The 15,735-nt window shown below is 71.4% G+C and carries 15 protein-coding genes; 5 read left to right on the top strand and 10 right to left on the bottom strand.

What is annotated here, in order from left to right; all coding sequences use genetic code 11:
• Nucleotides 1-11 precede the first annotated feature (11 nt).
• From alr to glmS, 5 genes are all read right to left on the bottom strand, one after another.
• Complete coding sequence (alr, locus tag IE107_RS14490) at nt 12-1,166, bottom strand: alanine racemase (RefSeq protein ID WP_189544151.1); 1,155 nt, start codon at nt 1,164-1,166, stop codon at nt 12-14.
• Between the two features lie 75 nt (nt 1,167-1,241).
• On the bottom strand, nt 1,242-1,628 hold the full coding sequence (locus IE107_RS14485) for a DUF488 domain-containing protein (RefSeq protein WP_189544330.1): 387 nt from the start codon (nt 1,626-1,628) through the stop codon (nt 1,242-1,244).
• A 47-nt stretch (nt 1,629-1,675) separates the two neighbouring features.
• Entirely contained in the window at nt 1,676-3,127 is a 1,452-nt protein-coding gene (locus IE107_RS14480; protein ID WP_189544150.1) for an NAD(P)H-hydrate dehydratase, read from the bottom strand.
• Nucleotides 3,128-3,131: 4 nt separating this feature from the next.
• The gene (locus IE107_RS14475) at nt 3,132-3,500 is read right to left on the bottom strand and encodes a holo-ACP synthase (protein WP_189544149.1); all 369 of its coding nucleotides are present in this window, start codon (nt 3,498-3,500) and stop codon (nt 3,132-3,134) included.
• A 20-nt stretch (nt 3,501-3,520) separates the two neighbouring features.
• Nucleotides 3,521-5,368 carry a glutamine--fructose-6-phosphate transaminase (isomerizing) gene (gene glmS, locus IE107_RS14470; protein ID WP_189544148.1) on the bottom strand — a complete coding sequence of 616 codons (1,848 nt, stop codon included), beginning with the start codon at nt 5,366-5,368 and terminating at the stop codon, nt 3,521-3,523.
• Nucleotides 5,369-5,576: 208 nt separating this feature from the next.
• Here glmS and IE107_RS14465 point away from each other — a divergent pair, with 208 nt between their 5' ends.
• From IE107_RS14465 to IE107_RS14450, 4 genes are all read left to right on the top strand, one after another.
• Entirely contained in the window at nt 5,577-6,176 is a 600-nt protein-coding gene (locus tag IE107_RS14465; RefSeq protein WP_189544147.1) for an RNA polymerase sigma factor, read from the top strand.
• Nucleotides 6,164-7,150, top strand: a complete 987-nt coding sequence (locus IE107_RS14460) for a CU044_5270 family protein (RefSeq protein WP_189544146.1) — start codon at nt 6,164-6,166, stop codon at nt 7,148-7,150. The genes IE107_RS14465 and IE107_RS14460 overlap by 13 nt, the downstream gene beginning before the upstream one ends.
• Before the next feature lie 222 nt (nt 7,151-7,372).
• Nucleotides 7,373-8,368 (top strand): type I pantothenate kinase, encoded by a 996-nt coding sequence (gene coaA / locus IE107_RS14455; protein ID WP_189544145.1) that lies wholly within the window; start codon nt 7,373-7,375, stop codon nt 8,366-8,368.
• A 27-nt stretch (nt 8,369-8,395) separates the two neighbouring features.
• Complete coding sequence (locus IE107_RS14450) at nt 8,396-9,352, top strand: DUF389 domain-containing protein (RefSeq protein ID WP_189544144.1); 957 nt, start codon at nt 8,396-8,398, stop codon at nt 9,350-9,352.
• 25 nt (nt 9,353-9,377) lie between these two features.
• Here IE107_RS14450 and glmM read toward each other — a convergent pair whose 3' ends face one another.
• The 5 genes from glmM to IE107_RS14425 form a co-directional block, all read right to left on the bottom strand.
• A complete protein-coding gene (glmM, locus tag IE107_RS14445; RefSeq protein WP_189544143.1) occupies nt 9,378-10,736 on the bottom strand; it encodes a phosphoglucosamine mutase in 1,359 nt (452 codons plus the stop codon).
• 170 nt (nt 10,737-10,906) lie between these two features.
• Nucleotides 10,907-11,434 carry a 30S ribosomal protein S9 gene (gene rpsI / locus IE107_RS14440; RefSeq protein WP_072486701.1) on the bottom strand — a complete coding sequence of 176 codons (528 nt, stop codon included), beginning with the start codon at nt 11,432-11,434 and terminating at the stop codon, nt 10,907-10,909.
• A 44-nt stretch (nt 11,435-11,478) separates the two neighbouring features.
• The gene (gene rplM, locus IE107_RS14435; RefSeq protein WP_189544142.1) at nt 11,479-11,922 is read right to left on the bottom strand and encodes a 50S ribosomal protein L13; all 444 of its coding nucleotides are present in this window, start codon (nt 11,920-11,922) and stop codon (nt 11,479-11,481) included.
• 255 nt (nt 11,923-12,177) lie between these two features.
• The gene (locus IE107_RS14430) at nt 12,178-13,080 is read right to left on the bottom strand and encodes a hypothetical protein (protein ID WP_189544141.1); all 903 of its coding nucleotides are present in this window, start codon (nt 13,078-13,080) and stop codon (nt 12,178-12,180) included.
• 112 nt (nt 13,081-13,192) lie between these two features.
• A complete protein-coding gene (locus IE107_RS14425) occupies nt 13,193-14,821 on the bottom strand; it encodes an ABC-F family ATP-binding cassette domain-containing protein (protein WP_189544329.1) in 1,629 nt (542 codons plus the stop codon).
• A 58-nt stretch (nt 14,822-14,879) separates the two neighbouring features.
• Between IE107_RS14425 and IE107_RS14420 the strand changes: the two genes are divergently transcribed.
• A complete protein-coding gene (locus IE107_RS14420) occupies nt 14,880-15,725 on the top strand; it encodes a hypothetical protein (RefSeq protein ID WP_189544140.1) in 846 nt (281 codons plus the stop codon).
• Nucleotides 15,726-15,735 lie beyond the last annotated feature (10 nt).

Raw genomic sequence — 15,735 nt, 5'->3', positions numbered from 1 at the left:
TGCACGATCGGTCAGGACTCGGCCGGGCTCGCGTGCAGGTGCACGCGCGGTACGCGGGTGCTGATCCGGGTGACGATCTCGTACGCGATCGTGCCGGCGGCCTGCGCCCAGTCCTCGGCGCTCGGCTCGCCCCGGTCCCCCGGGCCGAAGAGCACCGCCTCGCTGCCGACCTCGACCTCGTCCCCGTCGAGGTCGACGACGAACTGGTCCATGGCCACCCGGCCGGCGATCCGCCGGATGGCGCCGCCGACCAGGACCGGGGCGCTTCCGGAGGCGTGGCGCGGGATGCCGTCCGCGTAGCCGACCGGCACCAGGCCCAGGGTGGTCTCGGCGGAGGTCGTGTAGTGGTGGCCGTAGCTGATCCCGTGACCGGCCGGCACCTGCTTGACCAGGGCGACCGATGCGACGAGCGTCATGACGGGGCGCAGCCCGAAGTCGGCCGGGGTGCCCAGCTCGGGGCTGGGCGAGATGCCGTACATCGCGATCCCGGTCCGCACCAGGTCGAAGTGCGCCTCGGGGATCGTCAGCGCCGCCGGGGAGTTGGCCATGTGGCGCACCTCGGGGTCGACGCCCTCCTTCTCCGCGTGCGCCACCATGTCCTGGAACAAGGCCAGCTGGGCTGCGATGGAGGGGTGGCCGGGCTCGTCGGCGCAGGCGAAGTGGGACCACAGGCCGGTGATCCGGACGGTGCCCGCGTCCTCGGCGGCGCGGGCGGCGGCGACCAGCTCCGGCCAGTCGGCGGGCTGGCAGCCGTTGCGCCCGAGGCCGGTGTCGGCCTTGAGCTGGATCCGGGCCGGGATGCCCGCCTCCGTGGCCGCGGCGACGGCCTCGCGCAGAGCCCACATCCCGCTCACCGACACATCGATGTCGGCCTCGATCGCCTCGCGCCAGGGGCCGCCCGGGGTCCACAGCCAGCACATCACCCGGCCGCCGAGCCCGGCCTCCCGCAGAGCGAGCGCCTCCTGCGGCGTGGCGGTGCCCAGCCAGGTCGCCCCGGCCTCCAGCGCGGCGCGGGCACAGGGCACCGCCCCGTGCCCGTACCCGTCGGATTTGACGACGGCCATGAGTTGCGCGCTGCCCGCCCGCGCGCGCAGCGTTCGCACGTTGGCACGCAGTGCGGCGAGGTCGATCTCGGCTCGGGCTCTCAAGGACGCTGTCTCGTTCATCGCGCCCAGTCTCTCAGAGGCGTACGGCAGGGTCCTCGGGCGGCAGGGCGCCCCGGAGGCTGTCGGGGTGACCTCTCAGTGCCGGCGCAGCTCGTGTTCCAGCTGGTCGACGATGACCGGGACATGGCTGTGCGGTACGTCCTTGACGGCGGTGACCAGGGTCACCGGGCCGCCCGCGCGGACCAGTTCGACCAGTTCACGGACGGCCGCCGTGTGGACGGGGTCGGCCAGTTCGGTGCGGTAGCGCTCGACGAACTCGTCGTAGCGGGTCCCGGTGCGGTTCTCGTGGTACCAGTCGCGGAGCTCGTTCGACGGGGTGATGTCCTTGAGCCACTTGTCGATCGCGGCCCTCTCCTTGGATTTGCCGCGCGGCCAGAGCCGGTCGACGAGCACGCGGGTGCCGTCGCCGTCCTCCTTCGGCTCGTACACCCGGCGTACGCGTACCTCGCTGCTGCCCACGATCGGCCCTCCTGTCGGCTGCGGTCGATCCCCGCTGCGCCCAGGATCACTCAGGCCCGTACGTCCCGCCACGCCACCGGGATCGCCTCCGCGACGTCCTGCGCGGCGACGGGCGAGCCGTCGGATGCATGGCGGGCGGCGAGTCCGTGCAGATGGGCGCCGGCCGACGCGGCGTCGCGCGGGGCGAGGCCCGCGGCCAGCAGGGAGCCGGTCAGCCCGGAGAGGACGTCGCCGCTGCCTGCCGTGGCCAGCCAGGAGGTGCCGGTGGGATTGACCCGTACGGGAGTGGCCGGGTCGTCGGTGGCGACCAGGGTCGTCGAGCCCTTGAGCAGGACCGTGGCGCGGTAGCGGACGGCCAGTTCCCGTACGGCGGCGAGCCGCCCCGCCTCGACCTCTTCGCGCGGGACGCCGAGCAGCGCGGCGGCCTCGCCGGCGTGCGGGGTGAGGACGGTCGGGGCGGTGCGCGCGCGCAGGGCGGCGGCGTCCAGCAGCCGCAACCCGTCCGCGTCCACCAGGACCGCGACGTCCGCCGCCAGCACGTCCCGGACCGCCTCCGCGGCCTTTGCACCGTCACCGAGTCCGGGCCCGACGACCCAGGCCTGCACCCGCCCGGCCTTCGACGGCGGCCCCGCGTGGACCAGTGTCTCGGGGTGACGGGCGATCACCGCGTCCGCGCCCGGACCGACGTACCGCACCGCCCCCGCACCGCCCCGCAGCGCCCCGGACACGGCCAGCACCGCCGCGCCCGGGTAGCGCGCGGAACCGGCGACGACGCCGACGACCCCGCGACGGTACTTGTCGCTCTCGGCGCCGGGGACGGGCAGCAGGGCTGCGAGGTCCGCGTACTGGAGCGCCTCCAGCTCGGGTACGTCCGGCAGTTCGGGCCCGAGCCCGATGTCGACGAGGTGCAGCGCACCGGCCCGTTCGGCGGCGGGATCGACGAGCAGGCCCGGCTTGTACGTGCCGAAGGTGACGGTCACATCGGCGCGCACCGCGTCCCCGAGCACCTCGCCGGTGCCGGCCTCGACCCCGCTGGGCAGGTCGACGGCGACGAGCGGCGCGCCGGTCGCCGCGAAGGCCCGCACCAGCTCGGCGGCGCCCGGACGCAGCCCGCCCCGGCCGCCGATGCCGGTGATCCCGTCCACCACGAGATCGATGTGGCCGCCCCAGACGTCCGCGCCCTCCGCGATCCGCCCGCCGGCCGCGAGCAGGGCCGCGAGGCCGCTCTCGTGGGCGCGGTCCGGCGAGGTGAGCACGGCGCGCACACCGGCGCCCCGGCGGGCGAGCCGGGCGCCCGCGTACAGCGCGTCGCCCCCGTTGTCGCCGCTGCCGACGAGGAGGACGACCCGGGACCCGTACACCCGACCGCGCCGCCGCAGCACGTCGACGCAGGCCGCGGCAAGGCCGGCGGCGGCGCGCTGCATCAGCGCGCCCTCGGGCAGCCTGGACATCAGGGCCCGCTCGGCGGCCCGTACGGTCTCGACGCTGTAGGCGCTGCGCATGTGCTCAACCCTCCGCGATCACCACGGCCGACGCCACCCCCGCGTCGTGGCTGAGCGACACGTGCCAGTGCCGCACGCCCAGCTCGGCGGCGCGGGCGGCGACGGTGCCGCGGACCCGCAGCCGGGGCTGCCCGCTGTCCTCGACGTACACCTCGGCGTCCGTCCAGAGCAGTCCGGCGGGCGCGCCGAGCGCCTTCGCGAGGGCCTCCTTCGCGGCGAACCTGGCGGCGAGCGAGGCGATACCGCGCCGCTCACCGCTGGGCAGCATCAACTCCGTTTCCACGAAGAGCCGTTCGGCCATCTGCGGCGTACGCTCCAGCGCCGCGTCGAACCGTTCGATCTCGGCCACGTCGATCCCGACCCCGATGATCACGCGTGTTCCCTCATCCCTCGCTACTCCACGGTCACGGACTTCGCCAGATTGCGCGGCTGGTCCACGTCGTTGCCGCGGGCCGTCGCCAGTTCGCAGGCGAATACCTGCAACGGCACGGTCGACACCAGCGGCTGAAGAAGCGTAGGCGTAACGGGAATCCGGATCAGGTGGTCGGCGTACGGGACGACCGCCTCGTCGCCCTCCTCGGCGATGACGACGGTACGGGCGCCGCGGGCCCGGATCTCCTGGATGTTCGACACGACCTTGTCGTGCAGCAGCGACCGGCCGCGCGGCGACGGCACCACCACCACGACCGGGAGGCCGTCCTCGATGAGCGCGATCGGGCCGTGCTTGAGCTCGCCGGCGGCGAAGCCCTCGGCGTGCATGTACGCGAGCTCCTTGAGCTTCAGGGCGCCTTCCAGCGCCACCGGATAGCCGACATGGCGGCCGAGGAAGAGCACGGTGTCGTGACCGGCGAGGGAGCGGGCGAGTTCGCGTACCGGCTCCATGGTTCCCAGGACACGTTCGACGGCGCCGGAGATCTCGGAGAGCTGGCGGATGACGGTGCGGATCTCGTCGCCCCACTTCGTCCCGCGGATCTGTCCGAGGTACAGGGCGACGAGGTAGCAGGCGACCAGCTGGGTGAGGAAGGCCTTGGTGGAGGCGACGGCGACCTCGGGGCCGGCGTGCGTGTAGAGCACGGCGTCGGACTCGCGGGGGATGGTGGAGCCGTTCGTGTTGCAGATGGCGAGGACCTTGGCGCCCTGTTCGCGGGCGTGCCGCAGGGCCATCAGGGTGTCCATCGTCTCGCCGGACTGCGAGATCGCGACGACCAGGGTGCGCTGGTCGAGGATCGGGTCGCGGTAGCGGAACTCGCTGGCCAGCTCGGTCTCGCAGGGGATGCGGGTCCAGTGCTCGATGGCGTACTTGGCGATCATCCCGGAGTGGAAGGCGGTGCCGCAGGCCACGATGACGACCTTGTCGACCTCGCGCAGTTCGTGCGGCGGGATGCGTACCTCGTCGAGGCGGAGCGAGCCCGAGCCGTCGATCCGGCCGAGGAGCGTGTCGGCGACGGCCCTGGGCTGTTCGGCGATCTCCTTGAGCATGAAGTAGTCGTGGCCGCCCTTCTCGGCGGCGGAGACGTCCCAGTCCACGTGGTACGTGCGGACCTCGGCGGGCCGCCCGTCGAAGTCGGTGACGGTGACCCCCTCGCGGCGCAGCTCGACCACCTGGTCCTGGCCCAGCTCGATCGCGGAGCGGGTGTGCGCGATGAACGCGGCGACGTCGGAGGCCAGGAACGACTCGTCCTCCCCCAGCCCCACCACGAGCGGCGAGTTGCGCCGGGCCCCGACCACGGTGCCGGGCGCGTCCGCGTGCACGGCGACGAGGGTGAAGGCGCCCTCCAGCCGACGGCAGACCTGCCGCATCGCCTCCGCCGGGTCGGCGCAGGAGGAGAACGCCTCGGCCAGCAGATGCGCGACGACCTCGGTGTCGGTCTCGGAGGCCAGCTCGTGGCCGCGCTCGGCGAGTTCGGCGCGCAGAGCGGCGAAGTTCTCGATGATCCCGTTGTGCACGACGGCGACGCGGCCCGCGTTGTCGAGGTGCGGGTGGGCGTTGGTGTCGGTGGGGGCGCCGTGGGTGGCCCAGCGGGTGTGTCCGATCCCGGTGGTCCCGGCCGGCAGCGGCGCCTCGGCCAGTGCCTTCTCCAGATTGACGAGCTTGCCGGCCTTCTTGGCGGCGGCCAGGCCGCCGTCCGCGACCACGGCGAGGCCCGCCGAGTCGTAGCCCCGGTATTCGAGGCGCTTGAGACCCGCGACGACGACGTCCTGCGCCGACTGTCCACCGACGTAACCGACGATTCCGCACATACCGTTCCCTTCCTGGTCACCCGCCCCTCTTCTTCGCATCGTCGCAGAAGGCGAACGGGGCGGCAGGGAGGACGGCGTGGCGCGCGGCCGAGCGGGGAGGGGACCGGGGCGGCGTACGGGGTGAGCGCCCCGCATACCCTGTGAACCTTTCCGGCCGCGGCGGGGAACAAGGGGTGACACGCTCTCCCACCGAGACCCAGGAGCCGATGTGACCGGACCACCGGCCAGCCCCCGCGACGACGCCGAGGTCATCGCGCAGTCCCTGGAGGAGCCCGAGATATTCGCCGGTCTCTACGACCGTCACGCACCGGACATCCACCGCTATGCCGCCCGCCGCCTCGGGGAGGGTGCGGCGGACGACATCACGGCGGAGACCTTCCTCATCGCCTTCCGCTCCCGGCGCCGCTTCGACAGTTCCCGCCCCAGCGCCCGTCCCTGGCTGTACGGCATCGCCGCGAACCTGATCGGCAAGCACCGGCGCAGCGAGGAGCGCGGGCTGCGGGCCTTGGCCCGTACCGGTCAGGACCTGGTGGCCGCTTCCTGGAGCGACCGCTGCGACGACCGGATCGCCGCCCAGGCGCCCCTGGCGGTGGCGCTCGCCGCGCTCTCGCCGGGCGACCGCCATGTACTGCTGCTCGTCGCCTGGGCCGACCTCGGGTATCAGGAGGTCGCCGAGGCGCTGGGCATCCCGCTCGGGACCGTACGGTCCCGGCTCAACCGCGCCCGCCGCAAGGTCCGCGAGGCCCTCTGCCTGGACCCCTCGTTCACGCCCGACGCCATGGAGCTGACCCCGTCATGGACGAAATGACCCAGCTGCGCGAGTTCCGCGCGGACGCGCCCGTTCCCGGCCGCCAAGCGCTCGCCCCGGGCCGGCAGCGGCTCACCGAGGCCGCGGCATCGGGCCGACGCGTCCGGCGCCTGCGGGCGGACTGGCGTGTCGCCGCGGCCGGCGCCGCCGCGGCGATCACCGTGGCGGCGGTACTCGGCACCCAGCTCGGCGACGCCGCCGGGCCCGCGCGCTCCGGGCCCGCCTCGGCCGCCGGGACGCTGCGGCTGGACAGCCCGGCCGAGGTGCTGAACCGGGCCGCCGACGCGCTGGAGAAGCAGCCGGCCGGGCCGGAGCCGCGCGACGACCAGTGGATCTACACCAGGACGGTGCAGTCGGCCTCGCAGGCCTATCGGAACAACTCGCCCCGCGGCACCGTCACGTACGACCCCGACAGCTGGGTTCCGTACGACAACTCCGCCGCGGCCAGGAACGGCAAGGACTCCGACTACCGCACGGCACGCCAGGTATACCGGGCCGCGAACACGCTGCCCGACGACCCGGCACGGGTGCTGGCGCAGATCCGCTCCTTCTACCCGACCGGCGACACGGCCGAGAGCGCGCCCGAGGGCGAGGCGCAGCACAGCTTCCGCGCGATCGGGCTGATGGCCGAGGCGTACCCGGTCGCACCGGCCGCCCTCGCCCGGATCTACCGGGCCATGGCCACCATCCCCGGCGTGCGCGTCACCGACCACCTGGTGAAGGACGCGGCCGGCCGCGAGGCGATCGCCATCACCCGGAAGGAGGACGGCGGCCATGAGCAGCGGGAGATCCTGCTCGACCCGCACGACTTCAGCTACGCCGGAATGCGTTTCGTGGTGGCCGAGGACTACGCGTCCACGCTCTCCGACGGCAAGGTGGAGCGCCAGACGTTCACGTTCAAGGCGGGACAGATCCTCAACAGCGAAGCCCGGATCGAGGCCGCCGTCGTCGACGCCAAGGGCGAGAAGCCCTGAGGGCACGGTGCCGTGAACCGGGTGCGGTGTCCACTACAGAGGGGTGGACACCGGACCCCGCCGTCGGCCGGCATGACCGGTACTTCCGGTGCGAACGGGAGCGGGGACCGTGCGACGGAGGTGTCCACCGAATTCACCCCCGGCGGCGGCGCCAACCCCTGTCGCCCCCTACGTGATCGAGCCCACCCTCCACTCCGTCGGAAGTCCCGCAACAATGAACGCGTGATCACTTCGCCGCCACGGAGCACCCACCGACGCGCCGAGCCTGCGGCGACGCCGTACGTCGATCTGTCCCGCGCCGAGTGGAGCGCCCTGCGCGACAAGACACCGCTCCCGCTGACCGCCGACGAGGTGGAGCAGCTGCGCGGGCTCGGGGACGTCATCGACCTCGACGAGGTACGGGACGTCTACCTGCCGCTCTCCCGGCTCCTCAACCTCTACGTCCAGGCCACCTCCGGCCTGCGCGGCGCCCTGAACACCTTCCTCGGGGATGCGGGGGGCGGTCACGGCGAGCAGCGCGGCACCCCGTTCGTCATAGGCGTCGCGGGCAGCGTCGCGGTCGGCAAGTCCACCACCGCGCGCATCCTCCAGGCGCTGTTGGCCCGCTGGCCCGAGCACCCGCGCGTGGAGCTGGTGACCACGGACGGGTTCCTGCTGCCGATGAAGGAGCTCCGGGCCCGCGGCCTGATGTCGCGCAAGGGGTTCCCCGAGTCGTACGACCGGCGGGCCCTGACCCGGTTCGTCGCCGACATCAAGGCCGGCAAGGACGAGGTGACGGCGCCCGTCTACTCGCATCTGATCTACGACATCGTGCCGGACGAGCTGCTCACCGTACGCCGTCCCGACATCCTGATCGTCGAGGGGCTGAACGTGCTCCAGCCCGCGATGCCCGGCAAGGACGGCCGGACCAGGGTCGGTCTCGCCGACTACTTCGACTTCAGCGTGTACGTGGACGCGCGCACCGAGGACATCGAGAGCTGGTATCTCAACCGCTTCCGGAAGCTGCGCGCGACCGCCTTCCAGAACCCCTTCTCGTACTTCCGCCAGTACACCCAGGTCTCCGAGGAGGAGGCCATGGAGTACGCGGCGACGATGTGGCGGACCATCAACAAGCCCAATCTGGTGGAGAACGTCGCGCCCACCCGGGGCCGTGCCACGCTGGTGCTGCGCAAGGGCCCGGACCACAAGGTCCAGCGGCTGTCGCTGCGCAAACTCTGAGTCCGCGAGCCTTCTGGGAGTGGCCACGTGCTGCATCTGCGCCTGATCGTCCCCGCCGACCGCACGGAAGCGGTGCTGCACCTGCTGGACAGCACCCTCGGCACCACGCATCTCGTCGTGATGGCCGGAGCCGCCCGCGACCCGGCGGGTGACCTGGTGCTGTGCGACGTGGCCCGGGAGGCGGGTGACGAGCTGATCTCCGCGCTGCGCCGCCTCGGTATCGACAAGTCCGGCTCGATCACCGTCGAGAACATGGACCTGACGCTCTCCGCCCACGCCGACCAGGCCGAGGAGGACGCGCCGGGCGAGGGCGCGGACGCGGTGCTGTGGGAGGAGCTGACGGAGGCGACCCACGAGGAGTCGACGTTCAGCGTCACGTACGTGGCGTTCCTCACCGTCGCGGTGATGCTCGCCGCCTGCGGTGTGATGCTCGACAACGCGATCCTGATCGTGGGCGCGATGGCGGTCGGCCCGGAGTTCGGGCCGCTGGCCGGGATATCGACGGCCCTGGTGCAGCGCGCTCCACGGCTGGCGCTGCGTTCCTCGTACGCGCTGATCGTCGGCTTCGCCCTGGCAATGGTGCTGACGGTCGGCTTCGCCTGGCTGATGGACGCCCTCGGGCTGTTCACCCGCTCGATGATCGAGGCCGACCGTCCCAACACGGCGTTCATCTGGAAGCCCGACGCGATGTCGTTCGTGGTGGCCTTCCTGGCCGGGGTCGCCGGCACGCTCTCGCTGACCTCGGCGAAGTCCGGGGCGCTGATCGGGGTCGCCATCTCGGTGACGACCGTGCCTGCCGCGTCCAACGCGGCGGTGGCGTTCAGCTACAGCGACTACCACCAGATGGCGGGCTCCGCGACCCAGCTGCTGGCGAACCTCGGCGGGATCGTGGTCGCGGGGACGCTGACCCTGCTGGTCCAGAAGGCCCTGTGGAAGACGCACCTGCGCCGGACGGGCCTCGTCGCGAACCCGTCCGGCGAATAGGGCCGGCCCTTCCGGCCGCCGGGCACTACCCCAGCGCGGACTTCACCACATCGGCAAGCCGCTCGGCGACCGCCCGCGCCTGCTCGATGTCGGCCGCCTCGACCATGACCCGCACCAGCGGCTCCGTGCCCGACTGGCGCAGCAGCACGCGGCCGGTGGAGCCCAGCTCGCGCTCGGCCTCGGCCACGGCCGCGGCGATCTCGGGCGATGTCCCGACCCGGGACTTGTCGACGTCGCGGACGTTGATCAGCAGCTGCGGCAGCCGCTGCATGACCCCGGCCAGGTCGGCGAGGGTGCGGCCGGTGGCGGCGACCCGGGCCGCCAGCAGCAGGCCGGTCAGGGTGCCGTCGCCGGTCGTGGCGTGGTCCAGGACGATGACATGGCCGGACTGCTCGCCGCCCAGCGCGTAGCCCTCGGCCTTCATCGACTCCAGTACGTAGCGGTCGCCGACAGCGGTCTGGACGAGCTGGATGCCCTCCCGCTCCATCGCGATCTTGAAGCCGAGGTTGGACATGACGGTGCCGACCACGGTGTCCTTGCGCAGCTGTCCGGCCTCGCGCATGGCAAGGGCGAGGACGGCCAGGATCTGGTCGCCGTCGACCTCCTCGCCCGCGGCGTCCACGGCCAGGCAGCGATCGGCGTCGCCGTCGTGCGCGATGCCGAAGTCGGCACCGTGCTCGACGACGGCGGCCTTCAGCGGCTCCAGGTGGGTGGAGCCGCAGCCGTCGTTGATGTTCAGGCCGTTCGGGTCCGCACCGATCGTGATCACCTCGGCGCCGGCCCGCGCGAAGGCCTCGGGCGAAACCCGGGCGGCCGCGCCGTGCGCCTCGTCGAGCACGACCTTCAGCCCGTCGAGCCGGTTCGGCAGGACCGCGACGAGGTGCGCCACGTAACGGTCGAAGCCCTCCGCGTACTCGGTGACGCGTCCCACACCGGCACCGGTCGGGCGCTCCCACGGCTCACCGGTGCGGTGCTGCCGGTAGATCGTCTCGATCCGGTCCTCCAGCTCGTCGGAGAGCTTGTGACCGCCGCGGGCGATGAACTTGACACCGTTGTCCGGCATGGAGTTGTGGCTCGCGGAGAGCATCACGCCGAGGTCGGCACCGAGCGCGCCGGTGAGGTACGCCACCGCCGGGGTGGGCAGCACGCCGACCCGCAGGACGTCCACGCCTGCGCTGGCGAGGCCGGCCACCACGGCGGCCTCCAGGAACTCTCCGGACGCGCGTGGGTCACGGCCCACCACGGCTGTCGGCCTGGTCCCGTCGGGGGTGCTCCCCTCGGCGAGAACGTGCGCCGCAGCGACCGAGAGACCGAGCGCCAGCTCGGCCGTCAGATCCGCATTGGCGACACCGCGCACACCGTCCGTGCCGAAGAGTCGTCCCACTGGTGTCCTCCGAAGATGCTCCGAAACCGCACAACCAAATCAACCAAAGCAACGCAACAAGCCTATGAACGTCTTATGCCGTTATACGCCTGAGGGTGCCGATAAACGAACGCCCCGACAGCACGAGGTGTGCCGCCGGGGCGAACGTGTACAGCAGATGAGCAGGCGGATCAGCGCTTGCTGTACTGCGGGGCCTTGCGGGCCTTCTTGAGACCGGCCTTCTTGCGCTCGACCGCACGGTCGTCACGGGAGAGGAAGCCGGCCTTCTTCAGCGTGGGACGGTTGTTGTCCACGTCGGCCTCGTTCAGCGCACGGGCCACGCCGAGACGCAGGGCGCCGGCCTGACCCGAGACGCCGCCGCCCGAGATGCGGGCGATGACGTCGTAGCGGTTGTCGAGCTCGAGCACCTTGAAGGGCTCGTTGACTTCCTGCTGGTGCACCTTGTTGGGGAAGTAGTCCTCAAGGGTGCGACCGTTGATCTTCCACTTGCCGGTGCCCGGAACGATCCGGACGCGGGCGATGGCGTTCTTCCGACGGCCCAGGCCGGCGGCGGGCTGCGGGTCGCCGAAGCGGGAGGCCAGCGACTCGCTGGTGTACTCGCCCTCGACGGGAACCTCGGACTCGAAGGTGGTCACCTCGGCGAAGACCTCTTCGCCCTCGGTGCCCTCGACGGGGTTCTCAACAGTGGTCTCGGCCACGATTCTCCTCAGATCTTTCTTTTGGTCTTAGGGGGAGGCCGGAACTACTGCGCGACCTGGGTGATCTCGAACGGGACCGGCTGCTGAGCAGCGTGCGGGTGCTGGTCGCCCGCGTAGACCTTGAGCTTCGAGAGCATCTGACGGCCCAGGCTGTTCTTGGGGATCATGCCCTTGATGGCCTTCTCGACGGCCTTCTCGGGGTTCTTGTCGAGCAGCTCGTCGTAACGGACGGAACGCAGACCACCCGGGAACCCGGAGTGGCGGTACGCCATCTTCTGGGTCTTCTTGTTGCCGGAGAGGTGAACCTTCTCGGCGTTGATGATGATGACGAAGTCGCCCATGTCCATGTGGGGGGCGTAGATCGCCTTGTGCTTGCCGCGGAGGAGGTTCGCAGCCGTGGTGGCCAGACGGCCCAGGACGACGTCCTGCGCGTCAATGATGTGCCACTGGCGCGTCACATCGCCGGGCTTGGGGCTGTACGTACGCACGGTCGTAGCCTTCGCTTCTTCAGTGAGTGGGTCCTGACAAGGCCACCCGGACGATCACACCAGCCTTGGCGGCGCTGCGGGGACGCAACCCGAGTGCCTGCCGCTGGTCATCGGCCCGGTGGACCGGCGTAAGGGCCCCTCGCGTGAGAACGACCAAGCCAATACGCATAACGAACCAGGAGAATACCGCCGCTCCCCCGCACGGGTCAAAACAGCCCCGGAACCCCGGCACCGCCGGGGTTCCGGGGCCGGAAGTCAGCCCTCGGCCGCCGCGAACAGCTCCTCGGCCGCCTCGACGGTCAACGACCGGTCGAACCACTCGCCCAGCACATCCAGATCGGCGCAGGAAGCGATCCGCTCCCGCACCTGCTCCGGGACCGCGATCCCGCGCTTGGCCAGGATCCGCAGAATGTCCTCGGCCCGCCCTTCGGCCCGCCCTTCGGCACGCCCTATGGCGCGCGCCTCGGAACGCAGCCGCTGTGACGTCTCCGAGCGAAAGAAAGAGAGGTCGACGGACATCAGATCCCTCCAGATCTTTGCGGCCGGAGCGGAGCCCAGGCCCAGTTCGGTGAGTTCGGCGAAGATCATCGCCGTGTCGTCGTCAACGGTCTGCAGCGCGGCTGCCAACGCCTTCAGTATGACACCGGCATTCGGATCCTTACCATGCGTGACCGCCGAGAGCGTGGCGAGGGGAATGTCCCTGGCGGCAGCCTCCGGATCGGTGATGACGGGCATGTTGTGCGGTCCGAGCACCAGGGGACGGAGCGACAACGTCGGCCACGCCGCAGGTCCGATGGCCACGGTCTCGGCCGCCCACTCCGCCGTGTTCTTGTCCTGGCACGTCACCAGGAGGACCGGCGGCAGCCGGTACTTCGCGTAGAGATGAGCCACGTAGTAGGCCCAGTTGCCGGGCTTGTCCCGGTCCTTCTTGCCCTGCGCCTCCACAGCCAGCAGATAGCTGCCGTTTCTGCCCGCGTCGATCCGCAAGAGCGTGTCCACCCGTCTTTCGAGCGGCTTGGTCTCCGTGAGGTCGGTGGGCATGAGGGACACGGCGACAGGTTCCGGGAAGGGAAGCCCCAGCGTGCGGAAGGTCCGCGCGAAGACTCCCGGATCCTCCTGGAAGATCCGGTGCATCGCCTCGTGTGATGAGCTGACCATGCGGCCAAGCTAGAAGGGCGGCACCGGCCACACCTGCGCTTCGTCGCGCCTCCACCCGGACGGGTGAGGCGGAGACCGGATCACCGGTCCCCGCCGAGGGCCCCGGCGGCACCTACCGCGCCCGCTCGACCCTCCGCTCGTCCCACACCGGCTCCGCCGTCTCGCGTACGACGCCGTCCGAGCCGAACACCAGATAGCGGTCGAAGGACTTCGCGAACCACCGGTCGTGCGTGACGGCCAGCACCGTTCCCTCGTACGCCTCAAGGCCGTCCTGCAACGCCTCCGCCGACTCCAGGTCCAGGTTGTCCGTCGGCTCGTCCAGCAGCAGCGCGGTCGTTCCGGCCAGCTCCAGGAGCAGGATCTGGAACCGCGCCTGCTGCCCGCCGGACAGCTTCTCGAAGGGCTGGTCGCCCTGCCGCTCCAGCTCGTAGCGGCGCAGCACGGACATCGCCCCGCCGCGGTCCTTGGCGTGCTCCGTCCACAGGATCTCGACGAGCGTGTGCCCCAGCAGCTCCGGATGGGCGTGGGTCTGCGCGAAGTGCCCCGGCACGACCCGGGCCCCGAGCTTCCACTCCCCCGTGTGCGCGACCTGCTCGCCCGCGAGGAGCCGCAGGAAGTGCGACTTCCCCGATCCGTTCGAGCCGAGCACGGCAACCCGCTCCCCGTAGAAGATCTCCAGGTCGAACGGCTTCATCAGCCCGGTCAGCTCAAGGTTCTTGCAGGTCAGGGCCCGTACGCCGGTCCGGCCGCCGCGCAGCCGCATCTTGATGTCCTGCTCGCGCGGCGGCTCCGGCGGCGGGCCCGCGTCCTCGAACTTCTTGAAGCGGGTCTGCATCGCCCGGTAGCGGGACGCCATGTCCGGGCTGATCGCCGCCTGCTGCCGCAGCCGGTGGACCAGCGCCTTCAGCCGGGCGTGCTCCTCCTCCCAGCGCCGCAGCAGCTCCTCGAACCGGGCGAACCGGTCCTTGCGGGCCTGGTGGTACGTGTCGAAGCCGGCGCCGTGCACCCACACATCGCTGCCGGCCGGGCTCGGCTCCACGCTGACGATCTTCTCGGCGGCCCTGGACAGCAGCTCGCGGTCGTGGGAGACGAACAGGACCGTCTTGCGGGTCTCCTTGAGCCTGTCCTCCAGCCATCGCTTGCCGGGCACGTCGAGATAGTTGTCCGGCTCGTCGAGCAGCAGCACCTCGTCGGGACCGCGCAGCAGCGCCTCCAGGACCAGCCGCTTCTGCTCACCGCCGGAGAGCGTGCGCACCTCGCGCCACTGCGCCTTCTCGTACGGGACGCCGAGCGCGGCCGTGGTGCACATGTCCCAGACGGTCTCGGCCTCGTACCCCCGGGCCTCCGCCCAGTCGCTCAGGGCCTGCGCGTACTTCATCTGCGCGGCCTCGTCGTCGACGGTGAGGATCAGCGCCTCCGCCCTGTCGACCGCCAGGGCCGCCTCCCGGATGCGCGGCTGGGACACCGAGACGAGCAGGTCCCGGACCGTGCGCTCGTCCCGCACCGAGCCCACGAACTGCTGCATCACCCCGAGCCCGCCGCTCACCGAGACGGAACCGCCGTGCGGCTGGAGCTCCCCGGCGAGCAGCCTGAGCAGCGTCGTCTTGCCGGCCCCGTTGGCCCCCACGAGGGCGACCACGGCCCCGTCCGCCACCCGGAACGAAGCGTCGCCGAGCAGCACCCGCCCGTCCGGTAGGTAGTACTCCAGGTGGCCCGCTTCAAGATGTCCCATGCACAGCATTGTCACGGCCCGCGAAGCCCTGGCCCAACTGGTTTACCTCTCCTCTAGGATTCGCCGCATGAGCTTTGGGCAAGGGGGGCCCTCCTGGGGGCCCGGGGGCACACAGACTCCGGACTGGGCAGCGCTGGCCGACGAGTCCGCCGCGCGCAAACGGCGCAAGAGGTGGCTGCTGATCGGCGGCGGCGTGCTCGCCACCGCGGCGATCGGCGCGATCGTGGCCACGGCGGTCATCTCGACCAACAAGAACAACAGCTCCGGCAAGCACGCGAGCGAGCTGCCCGCGCCGACCGACCTGCCGAACGAGACCGCCGAGCCCGAGCCGTCCTTCTCCTCGGTGGCCCCGCCGCCCCCGCCGAACCCGAAGGACTACATCTCCAATGCCAAGAAGGACCGGGCGCCGATCACCGTCGACGCGTTCTTCCCCGGCAAGAAGCTGACGATGGGCGACCGCGTCTACGTCAAGGGCGCGACGCAGCAGACGAAGAACTGCGCCGCGACCACGAAGGGCGCGCTCGGCTCGATCCTGGTGAACAACGGCTGCGACCAGGTCTTGCGGGCCACGTACAGCAAGGACGGCGTCGCCGTCACCGTCGGACTCGCGGTCTTCCCCACGGAGGCACAGGCCAAGAAGGCGGCCCAGCAGTCCAGCGGCAGCATCGCCACGCTGAGCGGCGCGGGCGTGCCGGCCTTCTGCCCGCCGGGCTCGGTCTGCCGCCGCACCGCCAACTCCTACGGCCGGTACGCCTACTTCGCGATCAGCGGGTTCACCAGCGGCAAGAGCGTCACCACGGCCGACAAGAACGTCTACGCCACCGGCGACGACCTGACGAACTTCACGTTCCGTCAGATCCACCGCCGCGGCGAGCTCCAGGCCTCGGCCGCGGCCACCGCGCAGACCGGCTGACGGGCAACGG

It is taken from the genome of Streptomyces gelaticus (genome assembly GCF_014649535.1).
In the GTDB taxonomy this organism is placed as follows: domain Bacteria; phylum Actinomycetota; class Actinomycetes; order Streptomycetales; family Streptomycetaceae; genus Streptomyces; species Streptomyces gelaticus.
This window is presented reverse-complemented; position numbering and strand designations above follow the sequence as displayed.